10 protein-coding genes are annotated in these 16,401 nt (G+C 75.6%); 9 read left to right on the forward strand and 1 reads right to left on the reverse strand.

What is annotated here, in order from left to right; all coding sequences use genetic code 11:
* Positions 1-93 precede the first annotated feature (93 nt).
* Positions 94-1,218 carry a glycosyltransferase family 4 protein gene (locus PUR61_RS42120; RefSeq protein WP_329885256.1) on the reverse strand — a complete coding sequence of 375 codons (1,125 nt, stop codon included), beginning with the start codon at positions 1,216-1,218 and terminating at the stop codon, positions 94-96.
* A 342-nt stretch (positions 1,219-1,560) separates the two neighbouring features.
* On the opposite strand from PUR61_RS42120, the gene PUR61_RS42125 reads away from it, so the two are divergent.
* From PUR61_RS42125 to PUR61_RS42165, 9 genes are all read left to right on the forward strand, one after another.
* Positions 1,561-2,691 (forward strand): glycosyltransferase family 4 protein, encoded by a 1,131-nt coding sequence (locus PUR61_RS42125; RefSeq protein WP_329885257.1) that lies wholly within the window; start codon positions 1,561-1,563, stop codon positions 2,689-2,691.
* A 481-nt stretch (positions 2,692-3,172) separates the two neighbouring features.
* Entirely contained in the window at positions 3,173-5,272 is a 2,100-nt protein-coding gene (locus PUR61_RS42130; protein ID WP_329885258.1) for a polysaccharide biosynthesis tyrosine autokinase, read from the forward strand.
* Positions 5,269-6,426, forward strand: coding sequence for a glycosyltransferase (locus PUR61_RS42135; RefSeq protein ID WP_329885259.1), 1,158 nt, complete (start codon positions 5,269-5,271; stop codon positions 6,424-6,426). Before PUR61_RS42130 ends, PUR61_RS42135 begins: the two co-directional genes overlap by 4 nt.
* A 72-nt stretch (positions 6,427-6,498) precedes the next feature.
* On the forward strand, positions 6,499-7,575 hold the full coding sequence (locus PUR61_RS42140; protein ID WP_329885260.1) for a GNAT family N-acetyltransferase: 1,077 nt from the start codon (positions 6,499-6,501) through the stop codon (positions 7,573-7,575).
* The gene (locus PUR61_RS42145) at positions 7,575-10,388 is read left to right on the forward strand and encodes a DegT/DnrJ/EryC1/StrS family aminotransferase (RefSeq protein ID WP_329885261.1); all 2,814 of its coding nucleotides are present in this window, start codon (positions 7,575-7,577) and stop codon (positions 10,386-10,388) included. Before PUR61_RS42140 ends, PUR61_RS42145 begins: the two co-directional genes overlap by 1 nt.
* A gap of 127 nt (positions 10,389-10,515) precedes the next feature.
* A complete protein-coding gene (gene mscL / locus PUR61_RS42150; RefSeq protein WP_329885262.1) occupies positions 10,516-10,989 on the forward strand; it encodes a large conductance mechanosensitive channel protein MscL in 474 nt (157 codons plus the stop codon).
* Positions 10,990-11,455: 466 nt separating this feature from the next.
* Complete coding sequence (locus PUR61_RS45675) at positions 11,456-12,307, forward strand: DUF6643 family protein (RefSeq protein WP_443035334.1); 852 nt, start codon at positions 11,456-11,458, stop codon at positions 12,305-12,307.
* Between the two features lie 393 nt (positions 12,308-12,700).
* Entirely contained in the window at positions 12,701-13,579 is an 879-nt protein-coding gene (locus PUR61_RS42160) for an MOSC domain-containing protein (protein ID WP_329885263.1), read from the forward strand.
* A gap of 332 nt (positions 13,580-13,911) precedes the next feature.
* Complete coding sequence (locus tag PUR61_RS42165; protein WP_329885264.1) at positions 13,912-16,317, forward strand: right-handed parallel beta-helix repeat-containing protein; 2,406 nt, start codon at positions 13,912-13,914, stop codon at positions 16,315-16,317.
* Positions 16,318-16,401: the final 84 nt, after the last annotated feature.

The following is a 16,401-nucleotide window of genomic DNA, read 5'->3' on the forward strand; positions in this document are numbered from 1 at the left end:
GTGACGGTGACGGAACGTCATCGGCCAGTCGCCCCGGTGCGTCGGGCCGGGATTCGCCCGATCGGCGCACCCGGCCCGGCGCACCGGGACGCGTCAGCCGCGCCCTTCGTGTCCGCACACGTCGGTGAAGAGCTCCTGCCAGGCGTCCGCGACCACGTCCAGCTCGCAGTGGGCCAGCGCGTGGACGCGGGCGGCGGCGCCGAGCCCGGCGCGGTCGCCCGCCAGCACCTTGGCCAGCGCCTCGGCCAGGGCGACCGGGTCGCCCGGGGCGACCAGCGAGCCGGTGGCACCGTCCCGGACGATCGAGCGGACCCAGCCGACGTCGGTGGCGACGGCGGGCAGCCCGGCCAGCGCGGCCTCGATCAGCACCCCGGGCACGCCCTCGCTGTCGCTCGACAGCAGGACGGCGTCGGCGGCCCGATAGAGCGGAGCGGGATCCGGGAGGGTCCCCAGGAAGTGGGCCCGGGCGGCGGCCGGGTGCCGTTCCAGGGCGGCGCGCTGCGGGCCGTCCCCGGCCACGGCGAGGCGGACGTCGGGGAGCCGGTCGAGGGCGTCGAGGGCGACGTCCAGCCGCTTCTCCCGGGAGATCGCGCCGAGCCAGGCGACCAGCAGGCCGTCCGGCGGCAGGCCGAGGGACTGCCGGGCCGCACGCCGGTCGGCCTCGCCGTCGGCGGGCGGGTAGCGGTCGGCCGCCCGGGCGTTGGGGATGGTGCGCACGCTCGCGGCGGACAGCCCGAACCGATCCACCAGCACCTCCCGGGCCTCGTCGGCGAGCGCGGTGACGGCCGCGGCCCGGTGCAGCAGGGCGCCGGTGCGCAGCCGGCGCACCGGACCGGCCGTCCAGTGCCGGGGGTCGCCGATGGAGACGTAGACGAAGGGGGTACGGGTACCGGCCAGGGCGAGGGCGCAGGCGGGGAGGGTGGAGGATCCGTGTGCGACGACGAGGTCCGCGGTGCGGGCGGCGGCGCGCAGGGCGGTGAGGGTGCGGGGGTGCAGCCGGCCGGGGCCGAGCACGGCGGTGGCCCGCGTGTCGGCGGCGTCGGGGTGGGCGTCGGGGTGCGGGGCGAGGGCGCGCAGCGCGGAGGCCTGGCCACGGCGGCGGAGTTCGCGGTGGAGGTCGCGGGCGAGGTTCTGCGCACCGCGGCGGCGAGGGTCGGTGATGAGGTGCAGGATGCGGGGGCGGGTTCCGGCCGTCCTGACCGGTGTCGCTTCGGGCATGGGAAAGACCTTGGCACAGGGCCCCGCGCGGGACGACCCCTTCGCGCAACCCGGCGGTGGTCCGCTGTTCGGCGCGGATACTCCCGGCGGGCGCCGGTCGGGCGCCGTGGTGCGCCCGGTGGGGGATCCGCGCGCCCCGCCCGGCGCCTTCGGCCGCCCCCTGCCGGTGGCGCCGCACTCTCCCCCGGGTGGCCGCGGCCGACCGCGGGCGGCCGTCCTGACCGAATCGCTGGCGGGTACCGGTCGCGACCTGCGATGCTGAGCGGCAGTCAGGGCGCTGTCCCGGCACGGGAGACCGGGCGCGCCCAGGAGGGCGGGGGTTGGCCTGTGCATGTGCTCTATGTGATCGACAGCGTGAGCCGGGTCGGTGGGGCCGAGCAGGGCCTGGTGGCAATGGCACCCCAGTTGGTGCGGGCCGGTGTCCGCCTCGACATCGCGTACCTCAAGGACTCGACCGGCGGCTTCCAGCCGGAGCTGACCGCGGCCGGGGCCGACGTCTTCGGGGTCGGGCGGCCCTCCCGGGGCCAGACCGTCGCCGCGCTGCACCGGCTGGTCCGCGAGCGCCGCCCCGATCTGCTGCACACCACCCTGTACGAGTCGGACGTGCTCGGCCGGGCCGCCGCGCTGACCGCCCGCACGCCGGTGGTGACCAGCCTGGTCAACGCGGCGTACGGGCCCGAGCACCGCACCGCGCGCGGGCTGAGCCCGTGGAAGGTGCGGGCCGCCCAGGCAGTGGACGCGGCGACCGCCCAGGGCACCCGGCGGTTCCACGCGCTGACCCGGTACGTGGCCGGGGCGATGGCACGCCGGCTGCGGGTGTCGTCGCAGCGGATCGATGTGGTGCCGCGCGGGCGCGACCCGGAGCGGCTGGGCATCGTGACGCCGGACCGGCGGGCCGCGGTGCGTTCGTCGCTGGAGCTGCCGCAGGACGTGCCGGTGGTGCTGGCCGCGGCCCGCCAGCAGTACCAGAAGGGCCTGGACGTGCTGCTGGAGGCGTGGCCCGCGGTGCTGCGCTCGGAGCCGGAGGCGGTGCTGCTGCTGGCCGGCAGCGAGGGCGGCGAGACGGACCGGCTGCTGGCACTGGCCGGGGCGACGCGCGGCGTGCGGTTCCTGGGGCCGCGGGACGACGTGTTCGACCTGATGGCGGCGGCCGACGCGTTGGCGGTGCCGTCGCGCTGGGAGGGCCTGGGCAGCGCGGCGATGGAGGCGATGGGTGTCGGGGTGCCGCTGGTCGCCTCCGACGTCCCGGCGCTGCGCGAGACCGTCGGCTCGGAGGATTACGCGCGGTTGGTGGCGCCGGAGCGGCCCGCCGCGCTGGCGGAGGCGCTGATCGACACGCTGGAGGACCGGGCCGCGGCGCGGGTGCGAACGAAGGCTGCGCGGGCGCGGTTCCTGACCTCGTTCACGCTGCAGCAGGTGTCGGCCCAGATGGTCGGGTTCTACGAGCGCTCGCTGCGGCTGCGCACGGTCTGAAGGCGGTCCGGCCTGGCACGGGGGCCGGGCCGCCCGGACCGCTCCGACCGCCCTGCGGGTGACGGACGGGCGGGCCCGGAGGCTCGGGACGGGCGGACCGGCCGAGTACGGTCTGTCCGGATCCGGGCGGTCGCGGCCCGTTGTACGAGGTCTCCCGGACCAGTATCGCCAAAGCGGTTGCGCCGCACGTCGCGGCTCGGGAAGCATCGCCGGGGGGACCGGCGGGGGCGGCGGTCAGTGTGTGTCGGTACACCGCCGGGCCGGGCCGCGTCTGCGGGGAGCGCGTCGTCGGGACGTCGTCCGCGAGTCGTCAGGGGGGGGCGGGTTGCGACATCGTCCGAGGGATTCCACCGTGCCGGGAGCCGTCCGTTCCGGCGGCCCGGGCTCTGTCGGCAGTACCCCCACCCTCCGTACTCCCCTGCGGGAGCCGGACGGGCGCTGAACAGCACCACCGCACCATGAACGCGAGGGGATCCCACCGGTGGAACCGGCAAACCACTTCACCGTCCTGCGGCGGTACTGGCGACTGCTCGCCGGTTGTACGCTCGCCGCGCTCGTCGTCGGCTGGCTGCTGGCCCCCGCCGGCGACGCGGTGGACAACGCCAGATGGAAGTGCAAGGTCGCCATCACGCCGGTCGCGGGGGCCGGCGACACCGTGCGGGCCGACCAGGTGCTCTCCTACGCCCAGGGGGCCGACGTCGCCACGGCCACCGCCAGACAGCTCGGCATCACGGACGCCGCCGCAGTGATCGCCCGCCGGACGGTCACCGCGGACAGCGCCCAGATGCTGACCATCGCCACCACCGGGCCGACCCGGCAGTCCTGCTCCGACCTGGCCACCGCCTACTCGGCCGCGATCATCAAGGGCTACAGCGACGAGTCGGCCCGCAGCTCCTCCGAGACCATCAAGAAGCTCCAGGCGCAGGCGGACGAGCAGCAGCGGCAGCTGAACGAGATCCAGCAGCAGTACACCCGGTCCTCGGCCGCCGACCAGCCCAAGCTCCAGCCCAAGCTGACCGCCGCCAACACCTCGCTGACCACCACCCTCACCTCGATCAGCAAACTGCAGAACGCCGCCCAGACCGACGCCATCCAGCAGTGGGGCAGCATCGACGCCCGGCAGGGGGCGAGCAACCTGCTCTCCTCCCCCAGCCGGGGCGTGCGGCTCGGCCTCGCGGTGGCGCTCGGGCTCGCGCTCGGCGTGGTCGCCGCACTGATGCTCAGCCGGATGGACACCAGGCTCCGCACCCGCAACGGCGTCGAGGAGGCGTTCAACCTTCCGGTGATCGGCGAGGTGCCGCAACTCTCCCGCCGCCTGCGGAGGCTGCGCGAACCGCTGGTCCGCGCCCGGCCCTCCGACCCGGCCGCCGAGGCCTACCGCTCCCTGCGCTCCACCCTGCTGCTCACCGGCCCCGACTCCCTCGCCCGCCCGACGGGCGGCGACGACCGGGATCCTGCGGAGACCGTCTCGCGGCGGCTCGCCGAGCCCGCGCCGGTGGTGCTGGTCACCTCCGGCAGCAGCCTCGACGGCCGGACCATCACGACCGCCAACCTGGCCGCCGCCCTCGCCGAGACCGGCCGCGGAGTCCTGGTCCTGGACTGCGACTTCCGCAACCCCCAGCTGCACGCCCACCTCGGGGTCGGCGACGGACCGGGCATGGCCGAGCTGCTCAGCGGTGAACGGCTGGGCGAACTGGACGACCTGATCCGGCCGACCAACGTCGAAGGGGTCTCGCTGATCACCGGCGGGAACACCACGGCGTACCCGGCCGCGCTGGTGCTGCGCGCCGCCGAGGTGCTGCGCCGGGCCCGCCGGCACGCGGACGTCATCCTCGTCGACACCTCCCCGCTGCTGCACGCCAACGACGCGTACGACCTGGTGCAGCACGCGGACGCGGTGCTGGTCACCGTGCGGAGCGGCAACGTCACGCCCGAACAGGCCGACCGGGTGGCCGAGTTGCTCTCCCGAACCGGTGTCCCCGTGGCCGGGGTGGCGCTGCTCGGCACGTCCGGGCGGCCGTCCGGACGGCGGCGGCGCGGCACCGGGGGCGGTGCCGGCGTGCCGGCCGGGCGGGGCGGGCAGCCGACCGCGGTGCCGCGGGCGGCCGGGCCGGTGGCCGAGCGGCACGGCGCGCGGCCCGGTGAACGGTCGGGAGAGCGCGGACGCGGGGACGGACGCGGGGACGGGCGCGGGGACGGGCGCGGGGACGGGCGGGCCGCACCGAGCTGGGCCCGGCGCGCGCCCGGCCCGGGCGGCGGACCCGGACCGGAGCACGAGTCGACGCCCGACTCCCCGCACGGACCCGGCAACGCGCCGGGTCACGGGCCGGGTCACACGCCGGGTCACGCGCCGGAGCGCGGCCCGGGGACCGGCGCCCGCGGCACGGACGGCCCCGACGGCCCCGACGGCCCCGACGGCAACGGTCACACCGGCCGCCCCGGCCTCGGCCGCGGCGTCAACGGGCGCGGCGTCAACGGGCGCGACCCACGGAGCGGCGCCCCGGGAAGCGACCACGGCGGCCTCGGCCGCGGCGGCGACCACGGCGAGCCGGCCCTGCTGCACGAGGCGGAGGAGCGGTGAGCGCGCCGGCGCACGGCACGACGGACGAGCCCACCCGGGTGCTCTGGCTGGCCAAGGGCCTCGGACGCGGCGGCGCCGAACAACTGCTGCTCAACTGCGCCCGCCACGCCGACCGTTCGCGCTACCGGATCGAGGTCGCCTACGTCCTGCCGTGGAAGGACGCGCTCGCCCCGGCGCTCACCGAGGCCGGCGTCCCGGTGCACTGCCTCGGCGGCGCCCCGGGCACGCCCGGCCGGGCCGACCCGCGCTGGCCGCTGCGGCTGCGCCGGCTGATCGCCGACCGCCGATACGGCCTGGTCCACACCCACATGCCCGTCCCGGCCGCCGCCGCCCGGCTGCTCTCCCCCACGGTCGCGCCGGCGCCACGCCTGGTGCACACCGAGCACAACATCTGGGACCGCTACCGCACGGCCACCCGCTGGGCCAATGCCCTCACCTACCGGCGCAACGACGCGGTGATCGCCGTCTCGCACGCCGTCGAGCGGACCATCCCGGCGGACCGGCGCCGCCCCGGCGACTGGGTGACCGTGGTGCACCACGGACCGGACCTGGCCGGCGCCCCCGAGGGGCCGGCCGCCCGCGCCGCCGCCCGCGCCGGACTCGGGCTCCCGGACGACGCGTTCGTGGTCGGCACGGTCGGCAACCTGACCCCGAAGAAGGACCAGGCCACCCTGCTCGCCGCGCACGCCGCGCTGCGCCGCCGCCGCCCGGACGCCCGGCTGGTGCTGATCGGCGCCGGGCCGCTGGAGGTCCGGCTCCGCGCCCTCGCCGCCGAACTCGGCCTGACGGACGCCGTCCTCTTCACCGGATCGCGCGCCGACGTGCCCGAACTGCTCCCCGCCTTCGACGCGTTCACCCTGAGTTCGCGTCAGGAGGGTTTGCCGGTCGCCCTGATGGAGGCCATGACGAGCGGTCTGCCGGCCGTGGTCACCCGGGTCGGCGGCATGCCCGAGGTGCTGGACGACGGCGACCAGGGGTTCCTCGTGCCGCCCGGCGACCCCTCCGCCCTGGCCGACGCCTTCGCCCGGCTCGCCGACGACCCCGAGCTGCGCACCCGGCTCGGCGCGGCCGCGCGCGAACGGTCGAAGCGGTTCGACGTGGCCGGCGCGCAGCGGGCCGTGGAGGCGGTGTACGCGCGGGTCCTGCTGCGCTGACCTCCCCCGTCCCCCGCCGGAGTACCGAATCTGCCCGTGCCCCCGACCACCGATGGGAGAGCGAGTCCGGACGTGAGCGCCCTGCCCGCCCGCGCCGAGCCGGCCTTCCGCCCGCTCGCCGAGTCCGACCTTCCCGCCGTGCTCGACCTGCTGACCGCGTCCCTCGCGGGCGGTCCGACCGGCACCCGCACCGCGGAGTTCTTCACCTGGAAGCACCGGCGCAACCCGTTCGGCGCGAGCCCCGGGCTGCTCGCCGAGACCGCCGACGGGCGGATCGTCGGCGTCCGGCTGTTCCTGCGCTGGCAGTGGCACCGGGGGGACGGCCGCACCGTGGCCGCGGTCCGCCCGGTGGACACCGCCACCCACCCGGACTTCCAGGGCCGGGGCATCTTCCGCCGGCTCACCACGGACCTGCTCGACCAGGTCGCCGACGAGACCGAGCTGGTCTTCAACACACCCAACGGCAACAGCCTCCCCGGCTACCGCACGATGGGCTGGCAGGAGCTGGGCCGGGTGCCGATCGCGGTTCGGGCCGTCCGGCCGGCCGCCTTCGCCCGCGGCGCACGCGCGGCGCTGGCCCGCCGCCCGGCCGGTCGGGCGGCGGACCGACCCGTCGGCCCGACCTGCCCACTGCCCACCGCGGCCGACTGGTTCGCCGACCCCGCGGGCGGCGGGGCGGCGGGTCCCGTGGGGGAACTGCTCCGCGAACGGGCCGCCGCCGACGCCGCCGACCATCGCCTGGCCGTCCGACGCACCCCGGAGTTCCTGCGCTGGCGCTACGGCGAGGCCCCCGGGCTGGACTACCGGGTCCTCACCTGCCACCGCGGCGCCGAGCTCACCGGGCTGGCCGTCGGCCGCCCCCGACGGCGCGGCCCGCTGGCCGAGTTCACCCTCTCCGACGTGCTGGTCCGCCCCGGTGACCGGGACAGCGCCGCCCGGCTGCTGCGCGCCGCCGCCCGCGAGTCCGGCTGCGACCACGTCGCCACCCACCTCTCCCCCGGCACCGAAGCCGCCGGCGCCGCACTGCGGGCCGGCTACCTGCACGCCCCCCGGACCGGTATGACCCTGGCCGCCCGCACCCCGACCGGACCCACCCCGCTCACCCTGGCGGACTGGCGGTTCGGTCTCGGTGACCTGGAGGTGTTCTGATGCCCGGTCCGCCGGGGGCGTCAGGGACGTCCGCGCCGCCCAGGGCCTCCCCGCACGGCGCCGCCCGACCACCCGCCCGGGGCGGCCGGCCCCGGCCCGGGCTCCCGCGGGCGGCCCTGACCCGCGTCCCCTGGCCGTCCGCCCTCGCGGCAGCCCTGGTCACCGGCTACGTCACGGTCTTCGTCCTGGCCTCGGCGCACACCTCGTACGACACCTGGGGCGCGCTGCTGGTCCTGCCGGCGCTGATGGCCGTCGGCACGCCGCTCCTGGCCCGGGTCGCCTCCGCCAATCCCGAACGGAACATCTTCCGGCTGCTGCTCCTGGCCATGACCGCCAAGCTGCTCTGCGCCTTCCCCCGCTATCTGATGGCCTTCGTGCTGTACGGCGGCGCCGCCGACGCCAAGATGTACCACCAGGAGGGCATCGAGCTCGCCGCCTACCTCGACCGGGCCGACCTGCTCACCGGCGTCCACTACGACCTGGGCATGAAGGTGGCCGGCACCGGCTTCGTCATCATCGTCACCGGCGTGGTCTACGCGATCACCGGGCCGTCGCTGATCGGCGGCTTCCTGGTCTTCTCCTGGATCGGGTTCTGGGGCCTGCTGCTGTTCTGGCGGGCCCTGCAGATCGCCTTCCCCGAGGCGGACACCCGCAGGTACGCGAAGCTCGTGTTCTTCCTGCCCTCCCTGCTGTTCTGGCCGTCAAGCATCGGCAAGGACGCCTGGATGATGTTCTGCCTGGGCCTCACCACGTACGGCACCGCGCGCCTGCTGGACCGCCGGTTCGGCGCCTTCGCCTGCATCGTGCTCGGCTCGCTGGGCACCGCGATGGTCCGCCCACACGTCACGGCCCTCGCCGGAGCCGGGCTGATGGTCGCGTACGTGCTGCGCCGGCGACCGCGCCAGGTGACCGCGCTGGGGCCGTTGCGGACCATCCTGACCGCCGTGGTGCTGGGCGCGATGGCGGTCCTGATGCTGCAGCAGGTCTCCACCTTCTTCGGTACCGACGGCACCGGCGGCGACGCCGTCAACCAGGTGCTCTCGGAGACGTCCCGGCGCACCAGCCAGGGCAACTCGATGATCAACGCGAGCGCGCCCGAGGACGCTTCGCCCGAGTTCGGTCTCAACCCCGCGGGGCTGCCGGTCGCCGTGGTCAGCGTGCTGTTCCGGCCCTTCCCGTTCGAGGCGTCCAACATCCAGAACCTGGTCCAGTCGGTCGAGTGCTTCGCCCTGCTGGTCATGTTCGTCCGGGCCTGGCCGCGGCTGAGCCGGATCCCGCGGCAGTTCGTGCAGCGCTCGTACGTGGCGTTCGCCGTCGTGTACACGCTGCTGTTCTGCTGGGCCTTCTCGACCATCAACAACATGGGCATCCTGTCCCGGGAGCGCGTCCAGGTGCTGCCGATGGCGCTGGTCCTGCTGGTCGTCCCGGCCGCCGCGCCGACGCGCGGGGCCGTAAGGAAGCGCCGGCCGCCACCGGTGTGGCGGGTCGCGCCGGGCCAGTGGGGCACCCGGCGGACATCCGCTCCACCGACGCCGCCGCCCGCCTCACTCACCGGACCGGCCTCGCTCAGCAGCCGCCGTCGCCGGGCAGTCACCGTCCCAGGGGGGATCACCCGCACCATGACCACTGACACCCTTGCCCTGCCCGCCGCCCTCGGCGGCACCCCCGCCTTCCCGGCCGGGCTGCCGCTCACCCGGGTCCAGGTCCCCGACCGCGCCGCGCTGCTGGAACGGCTCGGCACCGTGCTGGACAGCGGGCAGCTCACCAACGGCCGGACCGTCGCCGAACTGGAGGAGACCGCCGCCGGATTGCTGGAGGTCCCGCACGTGGTGGCGGTCTCCAACTGCACCGCCGGCCTGATGCTGGTGCTGCAGGCCGCCGGGGTCGACGGCGGCCGACCCGTGGTCATGCCCGGCTTCACCTTCTCCGCCACCGCGCACGCCGCCCACTGGGCCGGCGGCACCCCGGTGTTCGCCGAGGCCCGCGAGTCGGACATCACCCTCGACCCGGAGGACGCCGCCGCCCGGCTGGCCGCCGCCGACCGCCCGGCCGCGCTGATGGCGACCCACGTCTACGGCACTCCCTGCCAGGTCGAACGGCTCCAGGAGGTCGCCGACACCGCCGGGGTCCCGCTGGTGTACGACTCGGCGCACGGCTTCGGCAGCCGCCGCAAGGGCGTGCCGATCGGCAACTTCGGCTACGCCGAGGTGTTCTCGATGAGCCCGACCAAGGTCGCGGTGGCCGGCGAGGGCGGCCTGGTCGCCACCCACGACGCCGACCTCGCCCGGCGGCTGCGCACCGCCCGCGACTACGGCAACCCGGGCGACTACGACACCCTGTTCCCCGGCCTCAACGCCCGGATGAGCGAGCTGCACGCCGCCGTCGGCCTCAACTGGCTGGCCGGACTGCCCGATCGGGTGGCCCACCGGGGCACACTGGTGGGCGAGTTCGCCGCTGTGACAGCCGGCCTGCCCGGGCTGCGGCTGGCCCTGCCGGAGGACGGCGACATCTCCACCTTCAAGGACCTCACGCTCATCCTGAACGCCGCCGAGTTCGGCCTCACCGCCCGCCGGCTCGCCGACGTGCTGCGGGCCGAGGGCATCGACTCGCGCCGCTACTTCCACCCGCCGGTCCAGCGGCAGCGCGCCTACGCCCACCTCGGCCAGGCCGACGCGCTGCCGCTCACCGACCGGCTCGCCGACTCGGTGCTGACCGTACCGCTGTGGTCCCAGATGGACGCGCCCACCGTCCGCCGGGTCGCCGAGGCCGTGGCCCGGATCCAGCCGTACGCGGAGCGCCTGCGCGCAGCCTGACCCGGCCGCGGCCGGTTACGCACATCGGGTGAACGCGGCTGGACCGCGGGGCCACCCGGTCGGCAGGATGTCCGGCCGGGGCCCGCAGTCCCATCTCACCCTCTCCCGTACGGATTTGGAGTACCCGGTGCTCAAGGGATTCCGCAGCTTCCTGCTGCGCGGAAACGTCGTCGACCTCGCGGTCGGCATCGTGATCGGCGCGGCCTTCACGGCCGTGGTCACCGGGTTCGTCACGGCGTTCCTCACCCCGTTGATCGGGGTCGCGACCGGCGCCGTCGGCGACTTCACCCAGAAGACCTTCGACGTGGCCGGCACCCGGTTCCCGTACGGCGTCTTCGTCAACGCGGCGATCGGTTTCGTGCTGGTCGCGGCGGTGATCTACTTCGTCGTGGTGGTGCCGGTCGGCCGCCTGCAGGCGCGGCTCGACGGGGACAAGACGGCGCCGGCACCCAAGGCGGACTGCCCCGAGTGCCTGAGCAGGATCCCGGTGGCGGCGGTGCGCTGTTCCTTCTGCACCTCCGAGGTGGCCGGCCGGCCGGGTTTCCCCGCCCAGGCGGTCCACCAGCCCGCGCACCAGCCCGCCCCCCAGGCGGCGCCGTAGCCGGTCCCGTGGGCCGGCGCAACCTCGCTGACCAGCACCGACCCCGATGTCGGGGCCGGCATCGGGGTCGGTGTCCGGGCCGGTGACGGGTCCGGTGCCGGGTCCGCCCCGGGAGGCTTGGCCGGGCTCCCGGGAGGGCTCACCTGGACTTTATCCCCGAAACATTCACGAGCCCCCGTCGCGCCGTCGGCGGGGGCTCGAAAGCGCCGGCGCACAACCTGCCCGCAGAACTTTCTTCGACCGGTCCCGACCCGGCTACCGGCCGGTCACCGCACGGCCCTTCGGCGACACCGTCCGGCCACCGTTCGACCCCGCACGCTTTCCCGGGAGTGGCCGAAACCGGCCGCCAGAATGTCCGTTCTTCACACTTTCGAAACTTTTGTTCGGGCGAAGCTTGTGTAAACACTCGAACTGCTCGGCCTCCCGCTCTCCTCAGCAGGCTCATTGTGGGCTTACCGTATGCCCCATGACCTCGCCCCGCTCCTACGACGGAGTCGGCTACCCCCCTCCGTCCTTCTCCTCCGGCACGCCCATCTACGACAGCCTCGTCGCAGAGCGCGGTGTCCCGCAGATCGCGCCCATCAACGTGCCGGCCGCCCTGCCGCCGGCCCTCTCGTCCGGTTACGGATCCGGCCTCACCGCCCCTTCCTACGAGAACCGGTACGGCACCGGGTACGACAGCCCCGGCAGCAACCTCCCCGCGCTGCCGCCGGCCCGCCTCGCCCTGGGCCCCGGCCCGAGCAGCGCACCCTCCAGCGGCCCCGCGACCACGTACATCCCGGCGCAGTCGGCGCCCGCGTACGCCGCCGCGCCCCAGCCGCCCGTCCCCGGTTACGGCGGCCCCCAGCCGTACCTGCCCGGCCAGCGGCCGCAGGCTCCCGCACCCGGCTTCTCCCAGGCGACCACCGGTGGGTACCAGCCGTCCGGCGGCCAGAGCTTCGGCGGCCAGAACACCTTCGTCGGCGGCCACGGCCAGCAGACCTTCGGTGCGCAGCCGGCCGGCGGCCCCGGCGGCCCGCAGCACCAGGCCGGCCAGCCGCAGGGCGGGGCGCCGTCCTTCGGCGGCCCGCAGGGCTTCGGCGGCCCGCAGGGCTTCGGCGGCGGACCGACTCCGGGCGGCCAGGGCTACACCGGCCAGGGCTTCAACGGATCCGGTTTCAACGGCAACGGCGACCAGTCCTTCGGCGGCGCGCAGCTCCGCCCGGCCGTCACCCCGGTCGCACCGGTCCGTCCGATGCAGCCGCAGCGCCCGGCCCCCTACGGGGAGCCCGCCCAGTTCCAGCAGGGCGGCTACCAGCAGCAGGGGCAGGGCTACTGAACCCATCCGGAGCCGCTGAGCTCACCCGGGCCGGACCCCACCCGGCCCGCACCCGCACCACCTGAGCACCACCCGGCGTGGCCAAGGCGTCGGGCGTACGGAGAAACGGGTCATCCACGGACCGCCCGGAACGCCGCCCCACCGGCGTACCGGGCGGTCCGTGCGCGTTCGCGGACCCGCGCGCCCTGGAGTCCGCGCGCCGGGTCCCCCGCCGATCGGGTGCAGACCGGGCGCGGGCCGGACCGGGCCGGACCGGGCCGGGCGTCGGCGAGGCGCCGGGCAGAGGTCGCCCGGCGGTGCGGGGGCCGCCCGGCCGAGGAGCCGCTCGGAGTGCCGCGGGCGAGCCCCCGACGGGGCCGCCGCCGCCCCGGGCCGTGCTGGCAGGATGGGGGAATGCAGCTCACCGGACTCCACGTCTACCCCGTCAAGTCGATGTACCGACTGAGCCCGGACAGCGCCCGGGTCGAACCGTGGGGCCTGTCCGGCGACCGGCGCTGGATGCTCACCGACGCCACCGGCCGGTTCGTCAGCCAGCGCGAGGACGCCACTCTCGGCCAGGTCCGCACCGGGCTCCTCGCCGACGGCACGCTCGTCCTGACCGTCGCCGGCGGCAGCCGCGCCGAGATCCCCGCCCCCGCCGTCGCGGACGGGGACCCGCTCGCCGACGTGGAGGTCTGGGGCACCCGGTTCCGCGCCGCCGAGGCCGCCAAGGAGGCCCAGCTGTGGATCGCCGAGCACGTGGGCGACTACCGGCTGGTGCACCTGGACGACCCCCGGGTCCGGCCGGTCGACCCGGCGTTCTCCGCGCCCGGCGACACCGTCTCGATGGCCGACGGTTTCCCGCTGCTGCTCACCACCACCGCCTCGCTGGCCGAGCTCAACGCGCTGATCGGCGCCGAGCACCCGGAGGGCCACGAGGAACTGCCGATGGAGCGGTTCCGTCCCAACGTGATCGTCTCCGGCGGCGAGCCGTGGGCCGAGGACGGCTGGCGCCGGATCCGGATCGGCGCGCTGACCTTCCGGGTGGTCAAGCCGTGCGGGCGGTGCGTGATCACCACCACCGACCAGGAGAGCGGCGACCGGCGCGGCCCCGAGCCGCTGCGCACCCTGGCCCGGCACCACCGGCTGCTGAAGAAGGCCGCGTTCGGGCAGAACCTGATCCCCGAGCGGCCGGCCGGCGCGGCGGGCGACGTACTCGGTACGCTCCGGCTCGGCGACGAGGTCGAGGTGCTGGAGGACGGCGCGCACTGGCCGGCCGACCAGCGGGTCTGACCCCCGCACCCCTCCGTCGCGGGCGTCGGCGCCGACTCCCCTTCGCGGCGCACGGCACCCGCGCCGCCCGCCCGGCCGGGCGGGCCGACGCCCGTACCCGCGTCCCGGAACCGCGAGTGTGCGCGCTCGTTGAAGCATGTGGTGAACCCGCGACGGTCCCCGGGTCGTGCGGCGGCGGGCGGGCGGGAGCATCCGCCCGGGCGCGCTACGGTGGGCGGACGGCCGCACACCCGCGTGCACCGCTCCCGTCTGCGTCGCACGAAGGTGAGTCGCATCCGCGCGCGTCCGGTCCGTAGATCGCCGGCTCGATGAAGGTGGGACGACAGACCGTCATGGCTGAGCACAGGGTCCGGGTCACTCAGGACAGCGCATCCCGCTGGCGGCGCCGCGCCGGCGAGTACGACACACTCGCGGAGGCCCTGGCCGCCGCCGAGCCGGGCGACACCGTGACCGTGCGACCGGGCACGTTCCGGGAGAACGTGGTGCTGGACAAGCCGGTCACGATCGTCCCCGCCCAGGGCGCCGGCACCGTCCGGATCGACCCGCCGGGCGGGGTGCCGCTGACCGTCACCGCTGCGGCGACCGTCCGCGACCTGGTGATCGAGGGCAGCGACAGCTCCGTCCCGGCGGTGCTGGTGACCGGGCCGGCGGCCACGCCCTCGTTCACCGGCTGCCGGGTGGAGACCCGGTCGGCGGCCGGGGTGGAGGTCACCGGGGACGCCCGACCGACCCTGAAGAGCTGTGTGGTGGCCAACCCGGCCGGGCTCGGCCTCCGGCTGCGCGGCGAGGGGACCGCGGCCGCCTTCGAGGACTGCGAGGTGTCCGCCGCGGGCCAGGCCGGGCTGGCCGTGCTCGGCGGCGCCACCGCCGCCCTGGAGCGGTGCCGGGTGCACCACGCCTCCGGCGCCGGCGTCCTGCTCTCCGACCCGGGGAGCGCGGCCGAGCTGACCGGCTGCGAGATCTACGAGATCCGGGGCAGCGGCGTCCAGGCCGAGGCGCAGGCGGGCGGGCGGCTGGTCGACTGCGACATCCACCGGGTCACCGGCAACGGGCTCACCCTGGACGGCGAGGCCGAGCTGGTGCTGACCGGCTGCCGGGTGCACACCCTGCCCGAGAACGGCGCCGACCTGCGCGGCCGGGCCCGGCTGAGCCTCGTGCACTCCACCGTGCGCGACTTCGGGCGCGGGGCGCTCTCGGTCTGGGACCAGGGCACCGAGGCGACCGCAGAGTCGTGCAAGATCCACGGTTCGACCGGCGAGTACCCGGCCCTCTGGGTGAGCGACGGTGCCCGGCTCACGCTCACCGACTGCGCGCTGCACGACCTGCCGGACGCGCTCTTCGTGCTGGACCGCGACTCCGCCGCCGTCGCCGAGGGCTGCTCCTTCAGCCGGATCCGCAGCTCGGCGGTCTCGGTCAGCGGCGGTGCGACGGTCAACCTCACCGGCTGCCGGGTCCAGGAGGCGGGCACCGGGCTCTGGTTCCGCGACCACGGCAGCGGGGGTCTGATGACCGGCTGCGAGATCTCCGACGTGGCGACCGGCGTGATCGTCACCAAGGGCGCCGACCCGGTGCTGCGCGACTGCACCGTCCGGGCCGGCTCGGACGCCGGTGTCTACGTCTCGGCCCAGGGCCGGGGCACCTTCGAGGACTGCCGGGTGTCGCACGGCAAGGGGTTCGGCTTCCACATCATCGACGGCTGCCGCACCGTGCTGACCAGGTGCCGGGCCGAGCAGAACGAACGCGCCGGCTTCGAATTCTCCGAACCGGGACCGGTGGTGGACGGCTGCACCTCGGACGACGTGGTCGCGGCGCCCACGACGGCCCTCGACGTACCGGCCCCGCGGAGCGCCCAACTGACGGCCACCGCAGCACCGTTGGCGTCCGCCCTGCCGGCCTCCTCGGCCATCGGCCCGATCCCCGACTGCCGCCCCGCCGACGAGGCGCTCGCCGAACTCGACGGCCTGGTGGGCCTGGCGACGGTCAAGCAGGAGGTACGGACGCTGATCGACCTGATCTCGGTCGGCCGGAGACGGCAGCAGGCCGGGCTGAAGGCGCCCTCGCTCCGCCGCCACCTCGCCTTCACCGGAGCCCCCGGCACCGGCAAGACCACGGTGGCCCGGCTCTACGGCGAGATCCTGGCCTCGCTCGGCGTGCTGCAGCGCGGTCACCTGGTCGAGGTGGCCCGGGTCGACCTGGTCGGCGAGCACATCGGCTCCACCGCGATCCGCACCGCCGCCGCCTTCGACCGGGCCCGCGGCGGAGTCCTCTTCATCGACGAGGCCTACGCGCTGGCCCCCGAGGACGGCGCCCGCGACTTCGGCCGGGAGGCGATCGACACCCTGGTGAAGCTGATGGAGGACCACCGGGACGAAGTGGTGGTCATCGTGGCCGGCTACACGAGCGAGATGGAACGCTTCCTCTCCGCCAACCCCGGCGTCTCCTCCCGCTTCTCACGGACCGTCAGCTTCCCCGACTACTCGGCGGACGAGCTGCTCCAGATCGCCCGCGCGCAGTGCGCCGAGCACGAGTACGCCCTCACGGAGGACACCGCGAGCGCCCTCCTCGACCACTTCGCGGCCATCGAACGCGGCCCCAACTTCGGCAACGGCCGCACCGCCCGCCAGGTCTTCGAGACCATGGTCGAGCGCCACGCCATGCGCGTCGCCCAGCTCGCCGACCCGTCGACGGAGGAACTCCAGCTTCTCGTCCCCGACGACCTGCCCACGGCCAGGCGGTGACGGACGGGCGGTGACGGACGGGCGGTGACGGACGGGCGGTCAGGACGGTCCGGACCACTTCGGTGAAGGTCTCCGGGTCCCGGG

This window comes from Streptomyces sp. BE20, assembly GCF_036322525.1.
In the GTDB taxonomy this organism is placed as follows: Bacteria; Actinomycetota; Actinomycetes; order Streptomycetales; family Streptomycetaceae; genus Kitasatospora.

Bases quoted from the DNA above. Each gene is read 5' to 3' on its own strand.
- PUR61_RS42165 (WP_329885264.1), top strand. From the start codon at position 13,912: ATGGCTGAGCACAGGGTCCGGGTCACTCAGGACAGCGCATCCCGCTGG.
- PUR61_RS42160 (WP_329885263.1), top strand. From the start codon at position 12,701: ATGCAGCTCACCGGACTCCACGTCTACCCCGTCAAGTCGATGTACCGA.
- PUR61_RS42120 (WP_329885256.1), bottom strand. From the start codon at position 1,218: ATGCCCGAAGCGACACCGGTCAGGACGGCCGGAACCCGCCCCCGCATC.
- PUR61_RS45675 (WP_443035334.1), top strand. From the start codon at position 11,456: ATGACCTCGCCCCGCTCCTACGACGGAGTCGGCTACCCCCCTCCGTCC.
- PUR61_RS42145 (WP_329885261.1), top strand. From the start codon at position 7,575: ATGCCCGGTCCGCCGGGGGCGTCAGGGACGTCCGCGCCGCCCAGGGCC.